Below are 19,184 nucleotides of genomic sequence, written 5' to 3'. Positions count from 1 at the left end.
TTTCATGAGAAAAAATACTTCAGCCGTTATACTTTTAGCGGCGTTATGGGGAAATATGCTTATTGCCCAGGTTTCACCATCGACACCAAGAAGTTTTGTTGGAAACATTAACGAAATGTTTGCTCCGGCACCGACAGCAAACAATCTGATGAAGTTTGAGGAAGTACCGGTGAGCTATTATACAGGAATCCCTGATATTAGTATCCCATTGGTGAGCATTCCAACAAACAGTCCAAATGTTAAGGTGAATCTTCAACTTAAATACCATCCACTAAATGCAAAACCTGAAGACAGAGCAGGGGAAACAGGTTTAGGGTGGAGTCTTATAGCTGGGGGTACAATATCAAGAACTGTAAGAGGAGGGAACCCGGATGAAAAAGATAGGAGTGTCTTATTTTCCACTCCCCCAAAGACGAAATATGGAATCTATAATGGAGTTTACAATTCCACTGCAAAAATGATAAAGGATCAGTCTCTTAATCTGGATGAATATCGGTTTGAAGCAGCTATGGGAAGATTCGATACAGAATATGATCTTTATCAGTACAACTTTTCAGGACATTCAGGGAGATTTTATGTGATTAAGGATGACGCTGGAAATTATCAGGTTGAAAAACTAGATAAAAATAATCTTCAGATCATCACAAGTAAAGATGCACAAGGAATCATTAATTCATTTACAATAGTAGATGATAAAGGAATCAGATATACTTTTGATGCAATGGAAAAATCTCAAAGATCTATCACCGCAGTGAAAATTGGTCTTATTGAAGGTATTGGAGATATTAGCCCTAATGTTGATGTAGGAGATTACTGGACTTCTTTTCACTTGGCTAAAATACAAGACCAGAATAGTCAGATTTTGGTATCTTTTAATTATTCACTTACTTCACAAGTGAAATTTGAAGAAGCCCCTACAACAACAAAGAGGCTTGCAAAAAATATATACTATTATAATAATTCCCAGACAGAAACAGGAACTCAACAAAGTCCAGACCCAAGTATGCCCGGGGCTATTGAAACTCAAATTGTTTATAGTGATAACCAGACAAAACTTCTTACTAGTATTGACGTTAGAGGTAGAGGGACAGTAATTCTGACCTATGAAAAAGGAAGGCAAGATTCTAATTATACTCAGCCTTCGGAACTTTACAAACTAAAATCGGTACAAAGTAATTATCTTGGTCAGAGTATAACACAGTTCACAGAAAAATATGTTTTTGATTATGGATATACAAATACATATTATCAAACTCCTTCCGGTCAACAGAAAAATCTAAAAAAATTGATGTTGACAAAAGTTACCAAAACACCGAATACACAAGATGTTCAGAACCAAGAATATGTATTAACTTATAATGCAACTAGTGGAATTCTTGAAAAAGATAAATGGGGTTATTACAAAGGTAATCTTGGAGGATTCAAAACAGATGTTCTTAATTCAATAACTTATCCAACAAAAGGAAAGAGTGTTTTTGATTTTGGTCCTAATGACTATAGTAATTATTATAGTGGAACAGGAAATGATCCAGTGACGGGACATTGGACAACAAATATCAATACTTGGAGCATTAATTTTGGTCAATTAAATAATAATTTTAAGCAACAATTTTTTACTGTTGTGACACCGCAGGATGTTAATTTGCATCATATGTTGGGCTCTTTAATTAATTTCAACTGGAATTTTAAGATATTTAAGAAAAATACAGACGGTACTTTCCCATCTTTACCTATATATCAAATAAGTCCTGGAAACCAAACCTGTAATAAACCTCAACCTCCTGCCTGTTCTATATCATGGATAGGAAATGAAGGAGAGATCGTATCAGATATGTATGCCACTATACATTTGGAAGCCGGCGAATATTGGGCATCTTTGGGTGGGTCTTATTTTCCTTCCAACATTACTGATACTGGAGATACATTTGAAGCTACTACGAAAGAGCAGGTGTTTGTTAATGAAAAGATTCGTTATGGAGGTGGTTTAAGGATTAATAATATAATTTATTATGCTAATCCTTCTTCAACTGTTCCTTCTAAGATGTTCAACTATGATTATAAGAATATTAGTGATTCTACTCTAAGTAGTGGGACATTGGTATATCCTGAACCAGTAATGAATTTTACTGATTCTTATGCATATAAGAACAAAACGAACCCCAGTATTATATATAGTGCTGATTTTGACGTTACTACGGATTATAATATTATTCCTACTGAAAAAACACAAGGGTCAGACGTTGGATATCAGTATGTTACTGTTAAACAGCTTGATAAAAATGGAAATAGTAAAGGAAAGACGGTGTATACATTCCGCTCACCATTAGATTATCCTAATGAAGGAGGGCTTGTCCCGATTATGCCAGTAGTACCGATTCCTAATCTGGATTATAAAAGAGGTCAGCCTTTGTCAGAGAAGGTTTATAATGAATTAGGACAGATTCTTTCAGAAACCAATAATGAGTATGTGACAACCGAGTTTCAAAAAAATGATGGCATCAAAATTATAGGCAACTATGATAAAAATATGGTTGCTGAATACTTCTCTTATGATAATTATCAAGCCTTGGCCAACCACTATCCTGGAATTATTTTGACAATACCCTATAAAAGTTTTGAAAAGTTTGGAATTACATTAGCTTCCAAAAAGAAAGAAACTTCTTATTTTTATAAAAACGGAGTACAAAGCTCTGTAATGACTACCACAGACTATATTTATAATTCTGAAGATTATCCATTATCTGTTACTAAAAGCATAACTGGTGGAGATACATACGTTAGCTCTTATAAATATGCTAAAGAAAAAAGTAATCAAAGATTGATTACTGCCAATATGCTTGGTATTCCTTTAGAAACCGAAACCAAAAAAAAATGGGCAGACAAAAGAGAAAACTGAAACACTATATGCAGATCTTTCAAATCTTTTTCCAAGTTCAATCGAATCTTATAACCTTCAAAGTGGTACGTCAACTACAGAATTAACCTATGAGAAATATGATTCATTTGGAAATCTTCAGCAATACAGAACTAAAGATGGTATTCCAGTGTCTATTATCTGGGGATATAACAGTACCCAACCCATTGCTAAGATAGAAGGGATAACCTATGATCAGGTTAGTCAGATTGCTGGTTCGCAGCTTACCGCATTTATTTCAGCCTCCAATACAGATGCTTCAGCTTTTCCTGGAGATGCTGAAACAGCATTACTATCTGCAATGGAAACTTTCAGAGCAGCGGTTGGTGTTCAAAGTAGTGGGATTACCACCTATACTTATGACGCTTTGGTAGGTGTAAGGAGTATTACATCTCCTTTAGGAGTAAGAGAACTTTATTATTATGATTCTGCCAATAGACTTAAGGAAATTAAACAGGTTCAGACAGATACATCTGGAGTAACTTCTCTTAAGATGGTAAAAGAATTCAAATACAACTATAAAAACTAATGATTGTGAGAAAAATAATAATATTAGGTGTTCTATTGTTATCTGGTGTAAACATCATACATGCGCAAACTGATACGGTAAATTATGTACAGACCAAAACTTACCTTGATTACCCTGTGGGGCAAACTGCAAAAATGGCTGTAGAAGTACAGTATTTTGACGGATTGGGAAGAGCTAAACAAACCGTTAAGGTAAAAGCTACCCCTTTAGGAAAAGATGTTGTATCCCATGTAGAATATGATGCTTTTGGAAGGCAGGCCAACGAATACCTTCCGGTTCCTCAAACTACTACTCAAAATGGGAATATATATGGGACTCCATTAAGTAACGCATCTAATCCCATGATCTATGGTACTGAGAAGATTTATGGAGAAAAGATACTTGAAAGTTCTCCCTTAGATAGAGTTCTTCAACAAAAGCAGCCTGGGACAGCCTGGAATACCAAACCCTCTACATTTGAATATGGAAGTAATTCAGCCACTGAGGTTAAAAAATATATGGTGACCAATACAAACTGGGTCAGCGGGGCAGCTGTTTCTACCATAACACTTTCTGGAAATTATGCAGCAGGGGTTTTGTATAAAACCGTTGTAACAGATGAAGATGGTAATGCTACGACCGAGTACAAGAATATTCAGGGGCAGCTTATTTTGGCTAGAAAAGCAGTAAATGCTTCATTAAATGCAGATACTTACTATGTGTATAATCAATTTGATCAATTGGTTCTTGTTGTTCCACCAAATGCTGTAGTAGCTTCTACTATTGCTTCTGTATTGGATACGCTTTGTTATCAGTACCAATATGATGGAAGGAATCGGCTTGTAGCTAAGAAACTTCCCGGAAAAGGTTGGGAATATATGGTATATGATAAACAGGACCGATTGGTAATGACTCAGGACGCAAATATGGGAGCGAGTAAACAATGGCTGTTTAGTAAATATGATGAATTGGGAAGAGTAGTTTATACAGGTATTTATACCAGTACAGCTGCTTATGGGCTGGCAGGAAGATTAGCCGAGCAAACAAATGTGGAGGCAAAAGGAAGTAATAATGAACTTAGAGGAAGTTCTACTATTCCCGATAGTGGAGCTGATGCGCTTAATTATTCCAATACTGCTTATCCTACTTCTTCTATAAAAATCATGATGATCAATTATTATGATGCTTTCCCGCGGGATTCATGGTTTCCCAATGATCTTCCTGATATAATATTGAACCAGAAAGTTATTCTTAACACTCAGAATGGTTTTGCTAAGGGATTATTATTAGCCTCTTATATCAGGAATATTGAAAATGAAGCTTGGACAAGAGACTTTATGTTGTATGACACTAAAGGGCGTCTTATCTCAAACCGTTCATACAATCATTTGGGAGGTTATACAAAAACAGAATCCGAACTCAATTTTTCAGGTTTACCAAATCAGACTATAACCAAACATAAAAGGCTTTCTACCGATAATGAAAGGATGATTACTGAGACATTTATTTATGATGATCAAAATCGATTGAAGATTCATAAACATAAAGTTGATAGTGGAGTAGAGGAAATCCTAGTTCAGAATGATTACAATGAGCTTTCTCAGCTAAGAAATAAAAAAGTAGGTGGAACAAGTATAGCTTCACCTCTTCAAAGTATTGATTATACTTACAATATCCAAGGTTGGATGACTAAAATTAATGATCCCTCCAATTTGAACGGAAAACTATTTGGTTATGAAATCCGATATAATAACCCTGTTTATTCAAGCACTACTGTAGGTAAGTTCAATGGAAATATTGCAGAGATTGACTGGAAAAATTCTTCAGAAGATATTCTAAAAAGATATAATTATGCTTATGATGGAGTTAACAGATTAACAGATGGTTTTTATGCAGAACCAGAAGCAATAATTCCTCATAATAGTAATTTTGATGAGTATCTTACGTATGATTTGAATGGTAATATTCAAACCCTTAAAAGGAAGGCGTTGCCTCTTGGTGGAACTACTTCAACTATCATTGACAATTTGGAATACCAATATACTGGAAATCGATTAGATAAGGTTATTGAAAATCAATTGAATAGTACAGGTTATGAGGGTGGAAATAACTCAATTGATTATGATCTTAACGGAAATATGATCAATATGAAAGATAAGGGGATTAATGCAATCAGTTACAATTACCTGAGCTTACCTGATTCTTATTCAATTACTCAAAGCGATCCATTTGGGGGAGTTAGCAGTTTTGGATTGGATTATTTATATAGAGCAGATGGTGTAAAAGTGCGTAAAACCAATACCAGTGGAGGGAATAGAGGGAATCCTACCATAACAAAAAATATAATTGATTATTTAGATGGCTTTCAATATAAATATTCAGAAATTACTCAATGTACATGGTGTCGTACAAGTGTGGCATTTGAGCAGGAAGCTTTTAAGGATGGAGGTCTTGATGCTACAAAGCCGATAACTCCACAGTGGATACTAGACTTTGTTTCAACAGCAGAGGGCTTTTACAGTTTTACAGAAAATCGTTATATTTACCAGTATAGAGACCACTTAGGAAATGCAAGAGTTAGTTATGCAAAAAATAATGCTGGTGCTTTGGAAACAATCGATACGAATAATTATTATCCATTTGGGATGAACCATATAGGAGGGCTTAAAGGTTTGTTAGGAGGATATTTAAATTATAAGTATAATGGTAAGGAGTTGCAAGAGACAGGTATGTATGATTATGGAGCAAGGATGTATATGCCTGATTTAGGAAGATGGGGTGTTATAGATCCTTTAGCAGAAAAATATATTAGTCAATCATTATATCATTTTTCAGGCAATAATCCTATATTATTTGTAGACTCTAATGGAATGAATTATGACGACTACGGAATAGATCAAAATGGAAGTATAAGCCTGATTGAAAAAACGAATGATAGTTTTGATAGGCTCTATGTTGCTAAGAGTGATTCTAAAGGAAATGCTATAAAGGACTCTAATGGATTGGCTCAAAAAGCAATAAAAGGAGAAGGAAAAGAAGGTCAGGATTTTGTTAAAGTAAATAAAAACAACTCTTCTGCCGGAACAATTATTAGTGATTTATCAAAAAATAGAAGTAAAGAATTTGGATTTAGTGAATCTGATCTTCGTATTGCAGTGACTACTAACAGAAAAGATGCATTGGACGTATTTCAGTTTTCTGCTCTTCATAGTACAAACGAGTGGTCAATTGCCAGTAATACTATTAATGGAAAAAATGAATATGCATTAGGAACCCAGCTAAATCCTACATTGTCACCTAATTATTTAAGTTTTGATAAGTTAGGGTATTCTTCGAGTACGTTAAATTGGGATATGCATTCACATGGAAGCAAATGGGGAACGAATGGACCATCATCTGGTGATTTAGAACATGCCTTATCTAAGAAAGTTATAAGGTTTTTGTTTAGAACTAATGGCAATGAAATGGGTAAAGTCTATCCTTATGGAAAACCCTTTGATAACAGTTCATTATTTAAACAAAGAAATTTTGGAGATATGAATAATAAATTTTCAAATAATAGTGACTTTAAATAAAATGAAAACAGTTTATTTTATATTAATTCTAATATGTACAGGAATTAATGCACAGAATAAAGATGCAAGCGATTTTTTTAAAAGCCGTTCTGTGTATAGAAAAGTAAATAATGTATTGACATTTACTAATAAATCTAGTACAATTGTTTTAAATGATTATGAGAAATCTACTATTTATGCTTTGGTAACACCGATTCATGAAAGATATTTCACTGTCAGTTTAAAGAACCAATTACCAAACTCTAGCATAGATCAAAATCAATGTAAATGCTTTAAAGTTACGGATAACAGGTTTATCGTATTTTTTGATAGATCTGATGAAAATTTTGGAAAAACAGAACAATACAAAAATAATTTTGAAATTAATTCGAAAGAGGAAACTCCTTGTAATGACTTATTTAAGCAATTGAAAAATAATAAACAGCCTGCAATACCTGTGAATGTTTTTGCGTACTCAATTTTTGAAGAAACATTTGTCTATCTGGAAGATTTGGCAACCTTTGATGCGCTTCAATACTTAGAAATTGAGTATGACCTGAATAAGCAATCGAAATAGCTAAAAAAGAAAATCCACTATAGATATTGAAATAGGGTATATTTGGTCTTAATAAATATCAATCCAGGAAAGCAATTCCTGGATTTTTGCTTTTATATTTCTTTACAATACCAATTTCAAATAATTTTATATAAAAAGAAAACCTCCCTTTCGGGAGTCAAAAAACACAAATGATGAAAAAAAAAAATTATCTACTTTAGAGTGAATTTCACTTTAGTTTTAATGGCATCTGAAGAATTTCCAATCAAGGCTTCAAAATCTCCCGGTTCAGCTACCCAGTCATGTTTATCGGCATCGAAATAGCTTAGTGCTGTTTTGTCAATGCTAATGCTTACTTCTTTCTGCTCTCCGGGATTTAAAAATACTTTTTCAAAACCTTTGAGTTCTTTTGCCGGACGGGGAACAGAGGATTTAAGGTCACTGATGTACAATTGAACGACCTCAGCACCTGCTTTCTTTCCTGTATTTTTTACCGGTACGGTAAATGTAATTTTATCATCCTGGGATATCGTTGTTTTATCCGCCTTAGCTTTTCCAAACTCGAAAGTCGTGTAGCTTAGTCCGTGTCCGAAGCTGAATAAAGGTTTGATGTTTTTTGTATCATGCCAACGGTATCCTACGAAAATTCCTTCATTGTAAGTAATGTTGATCGGATTTTTTTGATCTTTTCCTTTTCCTGCTGCCAGTTGATCTTTTTGGCCCGGGTATTCCCCTAATTGGTGCGCGGAATTGTCTTCCAGCTTAACCGGAAAAGTAAATGGCAATTTTCCTGAAGGGTTTGCGTCGCCTGCTAAGATAGAAGCAATCGAATTTCCTGCTTCAGAACCCAGATACCAGGATTGAACAATGGTAGGTACTTCTTTAATCCAAGGCATTGCTACTGCATTTCCGGAAACTAAAACAACAGCAAGATTTTTATTGGCTTTTGCCAACGCAGAGATCAGATGATCCTGGTTGTATGGAAGTCCATAGCTTTTACGGTCATTTCCTTCGCTGTCCTGGAAATCGCTTTTATTTAATCCTCCAATGAAAATAACAACATCAGATTTTTTAGCCAGCTCTACAGCTTCATTGATTAGTTCGGTTTCAGAGCGTGTATCTTTCAGGTCCTGTCCGGATTTTACCCCGTTGTATTCTCCGCCGATATCTCCAACATATCCTCTTGCATACTGCACATCAACCTGCTTTCCGAATCTTTTTTTTGATTCCGTCTAAGGGTAATGTTTCATATTTTACTTTTAATGATGAAGAACCACCACCAACAGTCATGATCTTAATCGCATTTTCGCCGATCACTGCTATTTTTTTTAGTTTTGGTGAGATCGATTGGTAATACGTTCCCCTGGTTTTTTAATAAAACAATTCCTTCTTCACCGATTTCCTTGGCTACAGCCTGATGTTCAGCGGAAGCAATATTTCCGAAAGGTTTGTTTCGGTTCATTGTTGTTTTATAAGCCAGGTTTAAAAGTCTGCTCACTTTGTCATCCAGTTCTTTAGTTCCTACTTTTCCGGATTTAATAAGGTCCAGATAAGGTTTTGCTAAATAATAGTTATCGTATGCATTTTTTGTTCCTGCCGATAAACCGTTGGTCCAGCTTCCGAATTCAAGATCCAGTCCGTTATGAATAGCCTGTTCAGTATTGTTTACCGCACCCCAGTCTGAAACGACCACTCCTTTATACTTCCATTCTCCTTTCAGGATATCATTTAAAAGGTATTGGTTCTGGCTGGCATACTGGTTTTTATACATATCATAAGCGCCCATGATCGTCCATGAATCCCCTTCGGTTACTGCTGCTTTAAAAGCCGGTAAATAAATTTCATACAGGGCTCTGTCGTCCACGCTAACATTGCTGGTATGGCGGAACATTTCCTGGTTATTTAAGGCAAAATGTTTTACACTCGTTGCCACTCCGTTCGATTGCACTCCCTGGATATAAGGAACTACCATCTTGGAAGTCAGGTAAGGGTCTTCCCCCATGTATTCAAAGTTTCTTCCGTTGAGTGGAGTTCTGTAAATATTAACTCCGGGTCCGAGAAGGATATCTTTTTTTCTGTATCGGGCTTCTTCTCCTAATGCTTTACCGTAGTTCCATGACATTTTTTTTATTCCATGTAGCGGATAAAGCAGTTAATGCCGGATAAGCAATAATTGAATCATTGGTCCAGCCTGCCTGATTCCATTCATCCCACATAACTTCCGGACGTACCCCATGAGGTCCGTCTGTTGTCCAGAATTCAGGAATTCCCAATCTTGGAACACCTGGTGAACTGAATTTTGATTGTGCGTGAAGCATGGCTACTTTTTCCTCCAGTGTCATTCTGGAAAGAGCATCCTTAACACGTTGTTCAACCGGTTTCGATTCATCTAAATAGATCGGGAGGGTAGTATTCTGAGCCATTGAAGAAATTGAAATAAGAGTGAATAAACTTACTATGGCAGTTTTCTTAAACATAAAACCTTTTTTTGATTCGTAACAAAAATAGGAAATTTATTTATTATCTCAAATTGAGATAATGAAAATTTTTAAGAAATAATCAATTATATCAGGTTCTTATCCAAACGAACAAATCACAAAGGTCCCTGTTGTAAGGGTTTTTGCTACTGAAAAAAAATGCATGATTTTTTTTCACCCGGAAAGGATAAAAGCTAAAAATTGTAATGCCATAGTAGCAATTGAAAAATTAGGATGTTATATCATCGTTGCATTGTTCAATTGCTATACTATTAAATCAAAATTACCATCCTTTCACAGCACCCCCTTTAAAGATCTCTGCTGCTTTTTTCACCACTTCATCAGACTGGTAAGCTTTTAAAAAGTTTTTTACCTTTTCCTCATCTTTATTGTCATGTCTTGCAACCACTACATTTACATAAGGTGAATCTTTATCTTCTTTAAAAATCCCGGATTTTGTTTCGTCCAATCCTGCCTGTGCCGCAAAATTATTGTTGATGATTGCGATCACCACTTCTTTATCATCCAGCACTCTTGGTAATTGTGGTGCTTCAATTTCCAGGATTTTCAGCTGCTTTGGATTTTCTGTAATATCAGTGACTTTAGGAAGAAGTCCCACCCCTTCTTTTAGTTTTAATAAACCATTTTTCTGTAGTAACAGCAATGAACGCCCTCCGTTCGTCGGGTCATTGGGAATTACAACAGTACTTCCATTCTGTAGCTGACTGATATTTCTAATCTTTTTTGAATAGGCAACTATAGGATAGACAAATGTATTTCCTACAACGGCCAGTTTATAGCCTCTTTGTTTGGACTGTTCATTCAGGTATGGAACATGCTGAAAGGCATTGGCATCAATATCACCATTGTTCAAAGCTTCATTTGGAACTACATAGTCATTAAAAGCAACCAGCTCAACTTCAAGGTTGTATTTTTCTTTAGCTACTTTTTTCGCTGTTTCAGCGATCAGTTGCTCTGGTCCTGAGGTAATTCCTACTTTGATGTAATTAGGATCATCTTTTTTAGCTGAATTACATGCATTAAATACCAGCAAACCTGCTGTAAGAAGTCCTAAGATTTTTAATTTCTTCATTATATACTATTTTTTATTTAAAGGCAGAATCGCGAATTGCGGAACTGCAAAATTGTTTAATTGTGGGAGTGGAGTTGTTGATCGCATTGAATTCCAACACAAACACGCTCCAACTCTTTACCGGTTATCAAATCTCTTTGCCAGCTTATCTCCAGAAAACTGAATGATAAAAACCAAAGTGACCAAAAGCCCCAAAACAAGGTTCATGATCACAGCATCATAGCCGATGTATCCATACTGATAACCAATTTGTCCCAATCCACCGGCACCAACAGCTCCTCCCATGGCAGAATAGCCTACTAAAGTGATCAGCGTGATGGTTGCATTGTTGATCAGTGAAGGAAGCGCTTCCGGCAGCAGTACTTTTTTGATGATCTGAAGTGGAGTAGCTCCTAAAGCTCTTGCGGTTTCAATAAGTCCGTAAGGGATTTCGAGAAGACTGTTTTCAACCAATCTGGCAATAAACGGTGCCGCTCCTATGCTCAACGGAACCAAGGCAGCATTAACTCCAATAGAGGTTCCCACCAAAGCTCTTGTGAAAGGAATCATCCATACGATCAAAATTATGAATGGAATGGATCTGAAAATATTGACCAAGATGGATAAAATTCTATTATAGATCTTATTTTCAAGGAGCTGTCCTTTCCTCGTAAGAAACAAAAGAATCCCTACCGGAAGACCTAAAACAAAACCAAAAAAACCGGAAACAAATGTCATATATACTGTTTCCCAAATGCCCTTTGATAAAAGGGAAATTACCGAATCACTAAGCATAGCCCTTTACTGTATTTTGAATTTTATTTTGATTAAAATAATAGATCGCCTTTTGATTTTCTTCGGATTCTCCCTGAAGCTGCAGAAGAAGCTTCCCAAAATTGGAATCTCCCAAATATTCTACATCAGCCTTTAGCAGCTTATAAGGAATTTTATATTCGTCATAGATCTTTGAAAGTAGTTTTTCTACTGTAATATGTTCATTAAGCTCTATTTCCACAAGCGGAAACAGACCGTCTTTTGGCTCTTTTTGCAGCTTTTTGTTAAGCTCCTGAGGTATAGTCATGATGCCTGGGTTTATAAATTGTTTAATAACCGGATGTTCTTTATCCGAAATAATTTCCTGCAGGGTTCCTTTGGTAAGGAGTTTTCCTTTATCAATAACAGCGACGTGGTTACAAATCGACTTGATTACATCCATTTCGTGAGTGATCAATAAAATAGTAATTCCTAATCGTTGATTGATATCGCGTAATAATTGTAAGATCGACTGGGTTGTAGCGGGATCTAATGCACTTGTTGCCTCATCACAAAGCAGAAGGTACGGATCATTAGCTAATGCCCTCGCAATGGCTACTCTTTGTTTTTGTCCTCCGGAAAGACTTTTAGGATACTCACTGGCTTTTTCTTCAAGCCCTACAATTTTCAAAAGTTCGTTGACCTTACTTTGAATTTCTGACCGGTTCACATGATCCAGTTCCAGTGGCAATGCTACATTTTCAAAAACAGTCCTTGAAGAAAGCAGATTGAAATGCTGAAATATCATTCCTATTTTCTTCCGCTCTTTAGCCAGTTCTTTAGATTTTAGCTGAACGAAATCTTTTCCATTGATAATAATCTGTCCCTGGTCGGGCCTTTCCAACAGATTAACAGTTCGTATTAATGTACTTTTTCCGGCTCCTGAAAATCCGATGATTCCGACAATGTCCCCCTGCTCAATACTGAGACTGACATCATCGAGTGCCTTAAAGGCCTGTTTCTTCTTGTGAAAGGTTTTTGAAATGTTCTTGATCTCTATCATTATAGTTTAATTACGTTGAAATTTTATATGGGCTGATAAGGCCTGTTGTTCCTTTTTGTAAACCGTAACACCTTTCTGATCTTTACTTTTGATCGTTTTGAAAGCTTGAAATACTTGGTGATATTGGTAAGTAGGACGCCGGCTAATATAATGGTCAGTCCAAACAACTGGTTTCCATTGATGGTCTGATTAGCGATAATCCATCCGGCCAATACCGTTACAATTGGGTTAATATAAGTATGCGTACTTACCAGAGCCGCAGGTTTTACGGATAATAACCAGATATACGAAAGATAAGCGATGATTGATCCGAAGAAAATCAGAAATAAAACTCCCAACCAAGCTGATAACGGAATTGTTGTTAAGGAAAAATTATTCCATTCATTTCTGAAAAATGCAATAACAAAAGAAGCCACTCCTGCAATAATAAGCTGCTGGGCAATATTCATAAAAGTAGACTGACTGGCAGGATTCTTTTTTGAATATAACGATCCTAGAACCCATGCAACCGAACTTAATGCAAGTACAACAAATGCCGTAACCCGAACAGAATCACTGACGGCAGCATGATGAACATTAGCGCTAACGCTTCCTTTTAAAAATAAAATCAATCCTATGAAGCCTATAATAAGTCCAATAGGTATAAACTTATCTGAGAAATAATATTTCCAGTTCTTTTTATCAATAGCAATAAACCAAAACGGTCCCGTTGCTATCGTGATGGCTGCTTCAGAAGCCGTCACATATTGTTCGCCCCAGGCCACAAGCCCTGTTCCACCGGTAAGGATGAGAATTCCGGTAATACCGTTTTTTTTTCCAGTTACCCAAAGAATTGGCTTTTTCTCCTTTGGCCGACAAATAGCCCAGCATAAGTATTCCGGCAACCAAAAATCTGAAACCTGAAAGGATAAAGGGAGGAAACCCCTGTAATCCGAAAGAAATAGCCAAAAATGTAATCCCCCAGATTACATAAATATTGGTAAATGCTATTGGGATCAACCAATTATTTTTAGAGCTAGTTGTACTCATTGTATGTTTTTTTAATGTTGTTCATGTAAATAAAAAAGGCCTTACAATGTGGTAAGGCCTTATAAAATATGTCATAATAAAAGTAAGGTCAACCACGGCAATGTCGGAACATAGGCATACTGCACTGCATCATCATAGAAGTGATGGCTTGTTTATTTAGCGAATAGGTATGTTTAAATTCCGGTTTCATTTTTTTTATTTCCTGAATACGTTTGCAAATATAGAACATAAATTTTTAAAAGTCTACTAAAAAAGTAGACTTTTTGTGAAATTAATTTATCTTGATGTATATGTGTTTGGTTTTTAATTGTTTATATGTGTATTTTAAATCGGGTATACCTGAAATTATTGTAAAACTACCTCAAATCACTTACGAATAGTTAAACAAAATTTTAATACGTCGAGTTTTGGCGTCCTCGGTGAATAGCTTTGCTTTAGAATCAAAGAATAATAAAAATTAAAAGCTATTATTGATTTTTAATGAAAACTTTTAAGAATAAAAAATAATAAAAAACACGTCAGTTTTTGTCGTTACAGCCTGATAGATTTGTAAAAGTTTAAACATTATAAAATCAATAATCAATTGCTGATTGAAATTGATCTGCAGATCTTTTATTCACCTTCAACAAAGCAATACATCCACTAATCACTAAAATTATTATTAATCATGAATACTCTAATGACTTTCCATATTTTTTTGCCCTCATCTTAGAACTGAATAATTGACCGGCTTATAGATCACTTCATTGTAAATGGCGCCTTACAATAAGGATTTAACGGTATTTAGCGTTCAATGAATTCTTGTGATTCAACTTTTGAGAAGTTGTTTCAAACTTAACCTATAAAATAATATCTAATTAAAAACTTATAATATGCCATCATTAGCCTATTTTACATCCCCAGCTCCTGTCCAGACACCTGGACAGTCGTATGGTGCCTCTGGTCCGGATAAGTTTAAAGTCAGCAGTCCCTTTACAGCTACCGGAGATCAGAATGTGTATGCCGTATTGAAGGGAACGATTTTATTACAACAACAAACCGATATCAATAAGGTTAACCTTATATTGCGTCCCCACGATCAAAAAGATACCAAGCTGCCTGTTAAATATATTATTTACAGGGGTTTAAAAACTTCAGAATTTTTAGACAGTACAAATATTTCTGATACTGCTAATAAAGTAAAAACATCTGGTAGTGAATTGCTAACAAAAATGCAGGCCATCCAGGCTCAAAGAGCTGCAGGCACCGCAATCCCGGTAGAAGCATTATTTGGAAATGAGCTCGCTCCAGCATCGACAAAGAATATTGATGAATTCTTCTTTAAAAATCTGGCCCCTTCTTCTCAGCTTTTTACTATTGATTGCGGAACAGACCTCGGTAAATTTACAGACAACGTGAGTATAGAAATTGTTCTTGAGAATCCTGAATTTTTTGTAACAGTAGAACTTGCAAAAAGAGGAAATCACGAATTAGACGTAACCTCTATTTCTGATCCGGTACAAAAAAAATGGATCAAGGATCTGGCGAGGCATTTTGTTGATCCTGCCGCTTTTTACGGATTCCATCACAATATTGATGGCGGAATAGAATATAGATCAAATACTAATGCAAAGTTAGTAGCCAATACGCCAGCTTTAGTTTTTCAAAATATTGTACAGAAATTCTCTACTAAAAATAAAGTATATCTCGATATAAGAAATGAAAACGGATATTCTTATAATTACTACAATAATTATAAAGGAACTGGAACCGATGTTTTTAAGAATATTAAGATTGGACAGTCTGCTGCTTCCATGACCAATAAGGAATATTATACGGATGGTTGGGCGGTCCATATGGTAGCTGTCACTCCCGGAACAACAGCTGAAAATGATGTTTTTCTGGCTTTAAGAGTTAATGATAATGAAAAACCGTTGCTTGCGGGTTGGAATATTCCTCTTACTCCTAATGTGGTAGTAAACCCACCTTTAGGTAATACGACTACTAATAGGGTTTATTTTGCGGACGAAACCAACTTACTGGCTGCTTCTGCTTCCGAATTTACCAATACTGTGTCTTTTAAGATCCCTAATGTGCCTGGTTCTACCGCTGAGCAGATGGCAACGATCATAAAACTAGACTACATTAAACAGATAAGGATAAACGACGGAGTGGATGCTTTTCCTCAACAAAATTCCACCGATTATTTGTTTGGTCCTATCAATATAAGTATTCCCTGGAATAGCCAGGATGGGGTACAATGGATAGGAAGCGATCACTATAAGTATTTTGATGGGTTGAACCAAGGGTTTGTTTCTGGAACAATGGAAGAGGCAATCAGTAACCTCGACAATTCCCAGAAGACAATCACTATCAACAAAAAAATAGATGCTCAGATTACCAATAAAGTAAAGATTGTAAATACTGCCAATACGCAGAATGTTGGTGAATATAATGTTTCTAAGGTAGAGAATCCAACTTCTACAAGTACTAAGATCACAGTTCTTGAAAATTTCCCATCATCTCTGCAAGCTGGAGATACATTAGCATTGACTATTGAAGCCGCAGTAACTTTTGATTATCAAAATAAGAAAGTTATTGCAAAAAATATAGACCTTTCTAATGTCGCCGCTTTTGGAGTCGGAAAAAAAGTGAAATTGATTGTTAAAAAATCAGCAGAAACAATCCAAACTGTTGTAAGCTCTTCTTTAATTAGCGGAAATACAGAAATTGTATTAAATACTATCGATAAAAATGGTTTTGGGGGTATTATGCTGACAGGCATGGTTGCAGAAACCGATCTTGCTACGGGACCTAATCCTCCAGATAATGATAATGTATTGTTTTATGCAGTTCCGCAATATTATTTTAAAAATATGGGGGGCAAAAATAATAATGCATTCAATTTCAAGGGGGCAACCAGCAAAAATGAATCTTTTATTAAAAGTATTCAGAAGTTTTCTGCGGACTTTCAGATTGAAAAATATAGCCTGCAACCAACTGCTGGAAATTTTATTGCGACTTTGGCTTACAATCCAGTAAAAAATGTGCAGGAGAATATTCTCATTTTGGGTCTGAAAAAATCAGAATTTGAAGATCTGAAAACTGCGGCAGCTACACAATTATCTCCCTACCATATTCAGACTTTAAAATTGAAACCTCAGGGAAACCGGCTGAGAGATCAGGATTATGAAGCTTATTATAAATATAATGTTGTAGTAGCGGGTCTTAATAATGCTGGAAGTTATACTGAAACTACAGTATATAAAGAAATCTATTCAAGGGATGGTATGATTTTTACTTCTCCGGGATATGCTGGTAATACAGTAATTGAATTAGGTTCAAAGTTGAATGAAGAGGAGATATTTCATTTAAATTCTGTAACGGATTCTCCACCAGGCGAATGGAATAAAAAGCAAAATGGATCAGATCCAAATTCAACCTTCAGTTATTTGTATGAGACTATGGGCTCTTCTTTGAAAACAATTGTAGATCAATTTAAAACGGACTTAGATGCACTGACGACCGCAAATTTTAAAGTTCAGATAGAAAATAAGATTAAGCAAAGAGGAAAGGAGTTACTGGATACTGCTCGTTCTCAAATTAGAACTGTAACAAGTGGAATGTACAATAAAGATGGAGCATTATATCTTGCGAGATTAAAAATGCGGAAAATCATTAAGCAGCATCCATTGGTCTTATCATCTTTCATTTCATACAATGATGCAGAAAAATATCTGGATCTATTAGAAAGAATATCAAGAGGAGTACACGATTCAAATTTACCAAATTTCTCTACACATCCGGGGCATATTCCAATTCTCATTTCAGGGTATGATCCTTTCCGCGCAGCATTTCCGGGTGGTTATTCCGGTCTGGATAATGATTTTAATCTTTCCAATCCGTCTGGTAATATTGCCTTAGCTTTAAACGATGAGGTTATTATTAATGGTAGTAAGAAAGCAATTATAAAATCAGCTATCTTTCCGGTAAGATTTAAGGAATTCAATGAAGGTTGGATTGAAGACTTTTTTAGTCAATATATAAATCCTGGTCACAGTAGCTATAAACCGGTTAAAATGGTTATCACGTTTAGTTATGGAGGTGCCAATTATTTTAATATTGATGGTTTTTCTTCAAGATTCAGAGAACCTGGAAATCCTGATAATAACAAAAAGAATGGTGGAGTGTCAGGTTATTTACTGCAAAGTGATAAGGATAATTATGAATTTATAAGTACTACTTTACCTTTCCAAAGTTTTAAAAATGCGAATCCAAGTAAAATCGCCTTACATCAAAAAGCGGTAGTAAAATATTATAAAAATGGAAATTTTCTTAGCAGTCAGGAATTATTTGATAATTTAAATTTAAATTCGTTAGTTCCTTTTCCTGATATTACTAATTATCCATTTGGTACCGCAGATCAACTTAAAGCACTGGAAGGTACGGGAGGAGATTATTTATCTAATGAAATTTATTATAGAGTAGCCTATTTAAGAACAAAGTATAATCCAAGTCTTAAAACAGGGCATATTCATGTTGGTTTTAATAAGACTGACGTAAGCAGAAGTGAAAGGAATCAAATGACCATTATATTAAAAGATGTTTTAAAACAGGTAATTACAAATTTATAAGACTATGAAAAACTACATTACAGCATTAGTACTTTTTATAACAAGTTGCATTCATGCACAATTTGTACCTCAAAGATTTGCGATAAAAATTTCTGATTTGAGTTCGGATTTATCGTCTGTTATTCAAGACTACTCATTTTATTCTTATTCGCATAAATATTCGGATGATATGAAAACGAAGCAGGCAGTTAATAATTATAAAAATCATAATTCAGGCGAGACAGAATATATTTATATTCCTTTATATCCTAATTATAATAATCTTAATGATGTAAGTATTTTAAAAATAGTCTATAATGAAAAATTAATGACCATTTATTTTTCTTTTAAACGGAATTTATCTGAAGGAGAAGTTGTTTATCTGGATCATTTTCATTTTGTACCCGGTACTTATTTTCTCAGCGTGGAAGAAAAGCCTGATTATTTAGATAAAGAGATGGGAAAAAAGGTGGTAACGCTTCAATTTTCAAATGCGAAAAAAATTACCCAAAAAAAAGTAGAGGAAATTTTCCGGAGGCTCAATTAATAATATGGTAGTTCTTATATGGATTATTGAAGTTGTGATATAGTTTCAAAAATTCAAATACTTTATCGTAGTATAGAATAACACCTGTTTATTTTATTTCTCTAGCTATAGGACTAAAG

General features: G+C 35.1%; 11 protein-coding genes and 1 pseudogene. 6 read left to right on the top strand and 6 right to left on the bottom strand.

Annotation, left to right across the window (positions count from 1 at the left end):
- Positions 1-4 precede the first annotated feature (4 nt).
- From ACJ5H0_RS06855 to ACJ5H0_RS06840, 4 genes are all read left to right on the top strand, one after another.
- On the top strand, positions 5-2,896 hold the full coding sequence (locus ACJ5H0_RS06855) for a hypothetical protein (RefSeq protein WP_411248348.1): 2,892 nt from the start codon (positions 5-7) through the stop codon (positions 2,894-2,896).
- Between the two features lie 148 nt (positions 2,897-3,044).
- Positions 3,045-3,443: a hypothetical protein gene (locus tag ACJ5H0_RS06850; protein WP_411248346.1), complete on the top strand. Its 399-nt coding sequence runs from the start codon at positions 3,045-3,047 to the stop codon at positions 3,441-3,443.
- A 5-nt stretch (positions 3,444-3,448) separates the two neighbouring features.
- The gene (locus ACJ5H0_RS06845) at positions 3,449-6,997 is read left to right on the top strand and encodes a DUF6443 domain-containing protein (protein WP_411248345.1); all 3,549 of its coding nucleotides are present in this window, start codon (positions 3,449-3,451) and stop codon (positions 6,995-6,997) included.
- Between the two features lies 1 nt (position 6,998).
- Positions 6,999-7,553 (top strand): hypothetical protein, encoded by a 555-nt coding sequence (locus tag ACJ5H0_RS06840; protein ID WP_411248343.1) that lies wholly within the window; start codon positions 6,999-7,001, stop codon positions 7,551-7,553.
- A 191-nt stretch (positions 7,554-7,744) separates the two neighbouring features.
- Here the strand turns inward: ACJ5H0_RS06840 and ACJ5H0_RS06835 are convergent.
- From ACJ5H0_RS06835 to ACJ5H0_RS06810, 6 genes and pseudogenes are all read right to left on the bottom strand, one after another.
- Positions 7,745-10,009 (bottom strand): annotated as a pseudogene (locus ACJ5H0_RS06835) (glycoside hydrolase family 3 C-terminal domain-containing protein).
- Positions 10,010-10,292: 283 nt separating this feature from the next.
- The gene (gene metQ, locus ACJ5H0_RS06830; protein WP_172279313.1) at positions 10,293-11,102 is read right to left on the bottom strand and encodes a methionine ABC transporter substrate-binding lipoprotein MetQ; all 810 of its coding nucleotides are present in this window, start codon (positions 11,100-11,102) and stop codon (positions 10,293-10,295) included.
- A gap of 117 nt (positions 11,103-11,219) precedes the next feature.
- Complete coding sequence (gene metI, locus ACJ5H0_RS06825; RefSeq protein WP_411248341.1) at positions 11,220-11,876, bottom strand: methionine ABC transporter permease MetI; 657 nt, start codon at positions 11,874-11,876, stop codon at positions 11,220-11,222.
- Positions 11,869-12,897 (bottom strand): methionine ABC transporter ATP-binding protein, encoded by a 1,029-nt coding sequence (locus ACJ5H0_RS06820; RefSeq protein WP_411248340.1) that lies wholly within the window; start codon positions 12,895-12,897, stop codon positions 11,869-11,871. Before ACJ5H0_RS06820 ends, metI begins: the two co-directional genes overlap by 8 nt.
- Before the next feature lie 23 nt (positions 12,898-12,920).
- Complete coding sequence (locus tag ACJ5H0_RS06815; protein ID WP_411248338.1) at positions 12,921-13,661, bottom strand: DMT family transporter; 741 nt, start codon at positions 13,659-13,661, stop codon at positions 12,921-12,923.
- Positions 13,627-13,926, bottom strand: a complete 300-nt coding sequence (locus ACJ5H0_RS06810) for an EamA family transporter (RefSeq protein WP_411248336.1) — start codon at positions 13,924-13,926, stop codon at positions 13,627-13,629. Before ACJ5H0_RS06810 ends, ACJ5H0_RS06815 begins: the two co-directional genes overlap by 35 nt.
- Before the next feature lie 872 nt (positions 13,927-14,798).
- Between ACJ5H0_RS06810 and ACJ5H0_RS06805 the strand changes: the two genes are divergently transcribed.
- Both ACJ5H0_RS06805 and ACJ5H0_RS06800 read left to right on the top strand, forming a co-directional pair.
- Positions 14,799-18,539: a hypothetical protein gene (locus ACJ5H0_RS06805; protein ID WP_411248334.1), complete on the top strand. Its 3,741-nt coding sequence runs from the start codon at positions 14,799-14,801 to the stop codon at positions 18,537-18,539.
- Positions 18,540-18,543: 4 nt separating this feature from the next.
- Positions 18,544-19,065 carry a hypothetical protein gene (locus tag ACJ5H0_RS06800; RefSeq protein ID WP_411248333.1) on the top strand — a complete coding sequence of 174 codons (522 nt, stop codon included), beginning with the start codon at positions 18,544-18,546 and terminating at the stop codon, positions 19,063-19,065.
- The last annotated feature ends 119 nt before the right edge of the window (positions 19,066-19,184 follow it).

The organism is Chryseobacterium proteolyticum, assembly GCF_046591535.1.
Lineage (GTDB): Bacteria > Bacteroidota > Bacteroidia > Flavobacteriales > Weeksellaceae > Chryseobacterium > Chryseobacterium proteolyticum.
Note: the sequence above shows the minus strand (reverse complement) of the source record. Positions and strands in the feature narration are given on the sequence as shown.

Coding starts and splice junctions, on each gene's coding strand:
- metQ (WP_172279313.1), bottom strand. CDS start 11,102: ATGAAGAAATTAAAAATCTTAGGACTTCTTACAGCAGGTTTGCTGGTA.
- ACJ5H0_RS06820 (WP_411248340.1), bottom strand. CDS start 12,897: ATGATAGAGATCAAGAACATTTCAAAAACCTTTCACAAGAAGAAACAG.
- metI (WP_411248341.1), bottom strand. CDS start 11,876: ATGCTTAGTGATTCGGTAATTTCCCTTTTATCAAAGGGCATTTGGGAA.
- ACJ5H0_RS06810 (WP_411248336.1), bottom strand. CDS start 13,926: ATGAGTACAACTAGCTCTAAAAATAATTGGTTGATCCCAATAGCATTT.
- ACJ5H0_RS06800 (WP_411248333.1), top strand. CDS start 18,544: ATGAAAAACTACATTACAGCATTAGTACTTTTTATAACAAGTTGCATT.
- ACJ5H0_RS06805 (WP_411248334.1), top strand. CDS start 14,799: ATGCCATCATTAGCCTATTTTACATCCCCAGCTCCTGTCCAGACACCT.
- ACJ5H0_RS06840 (WP_411248343.1), top strand. CDS start 6,999: ATGAAAACAGTTTATTTTATATTAATTCTAATATGTACAGGAATTAAT.
- ACJ5H0_RS06855 (WP_411248348.1), top strand. CDS start 5: ATGAGAAAAAATACTTCAGCCGTTATACTTTTAGCGGCGTTATGGGGA.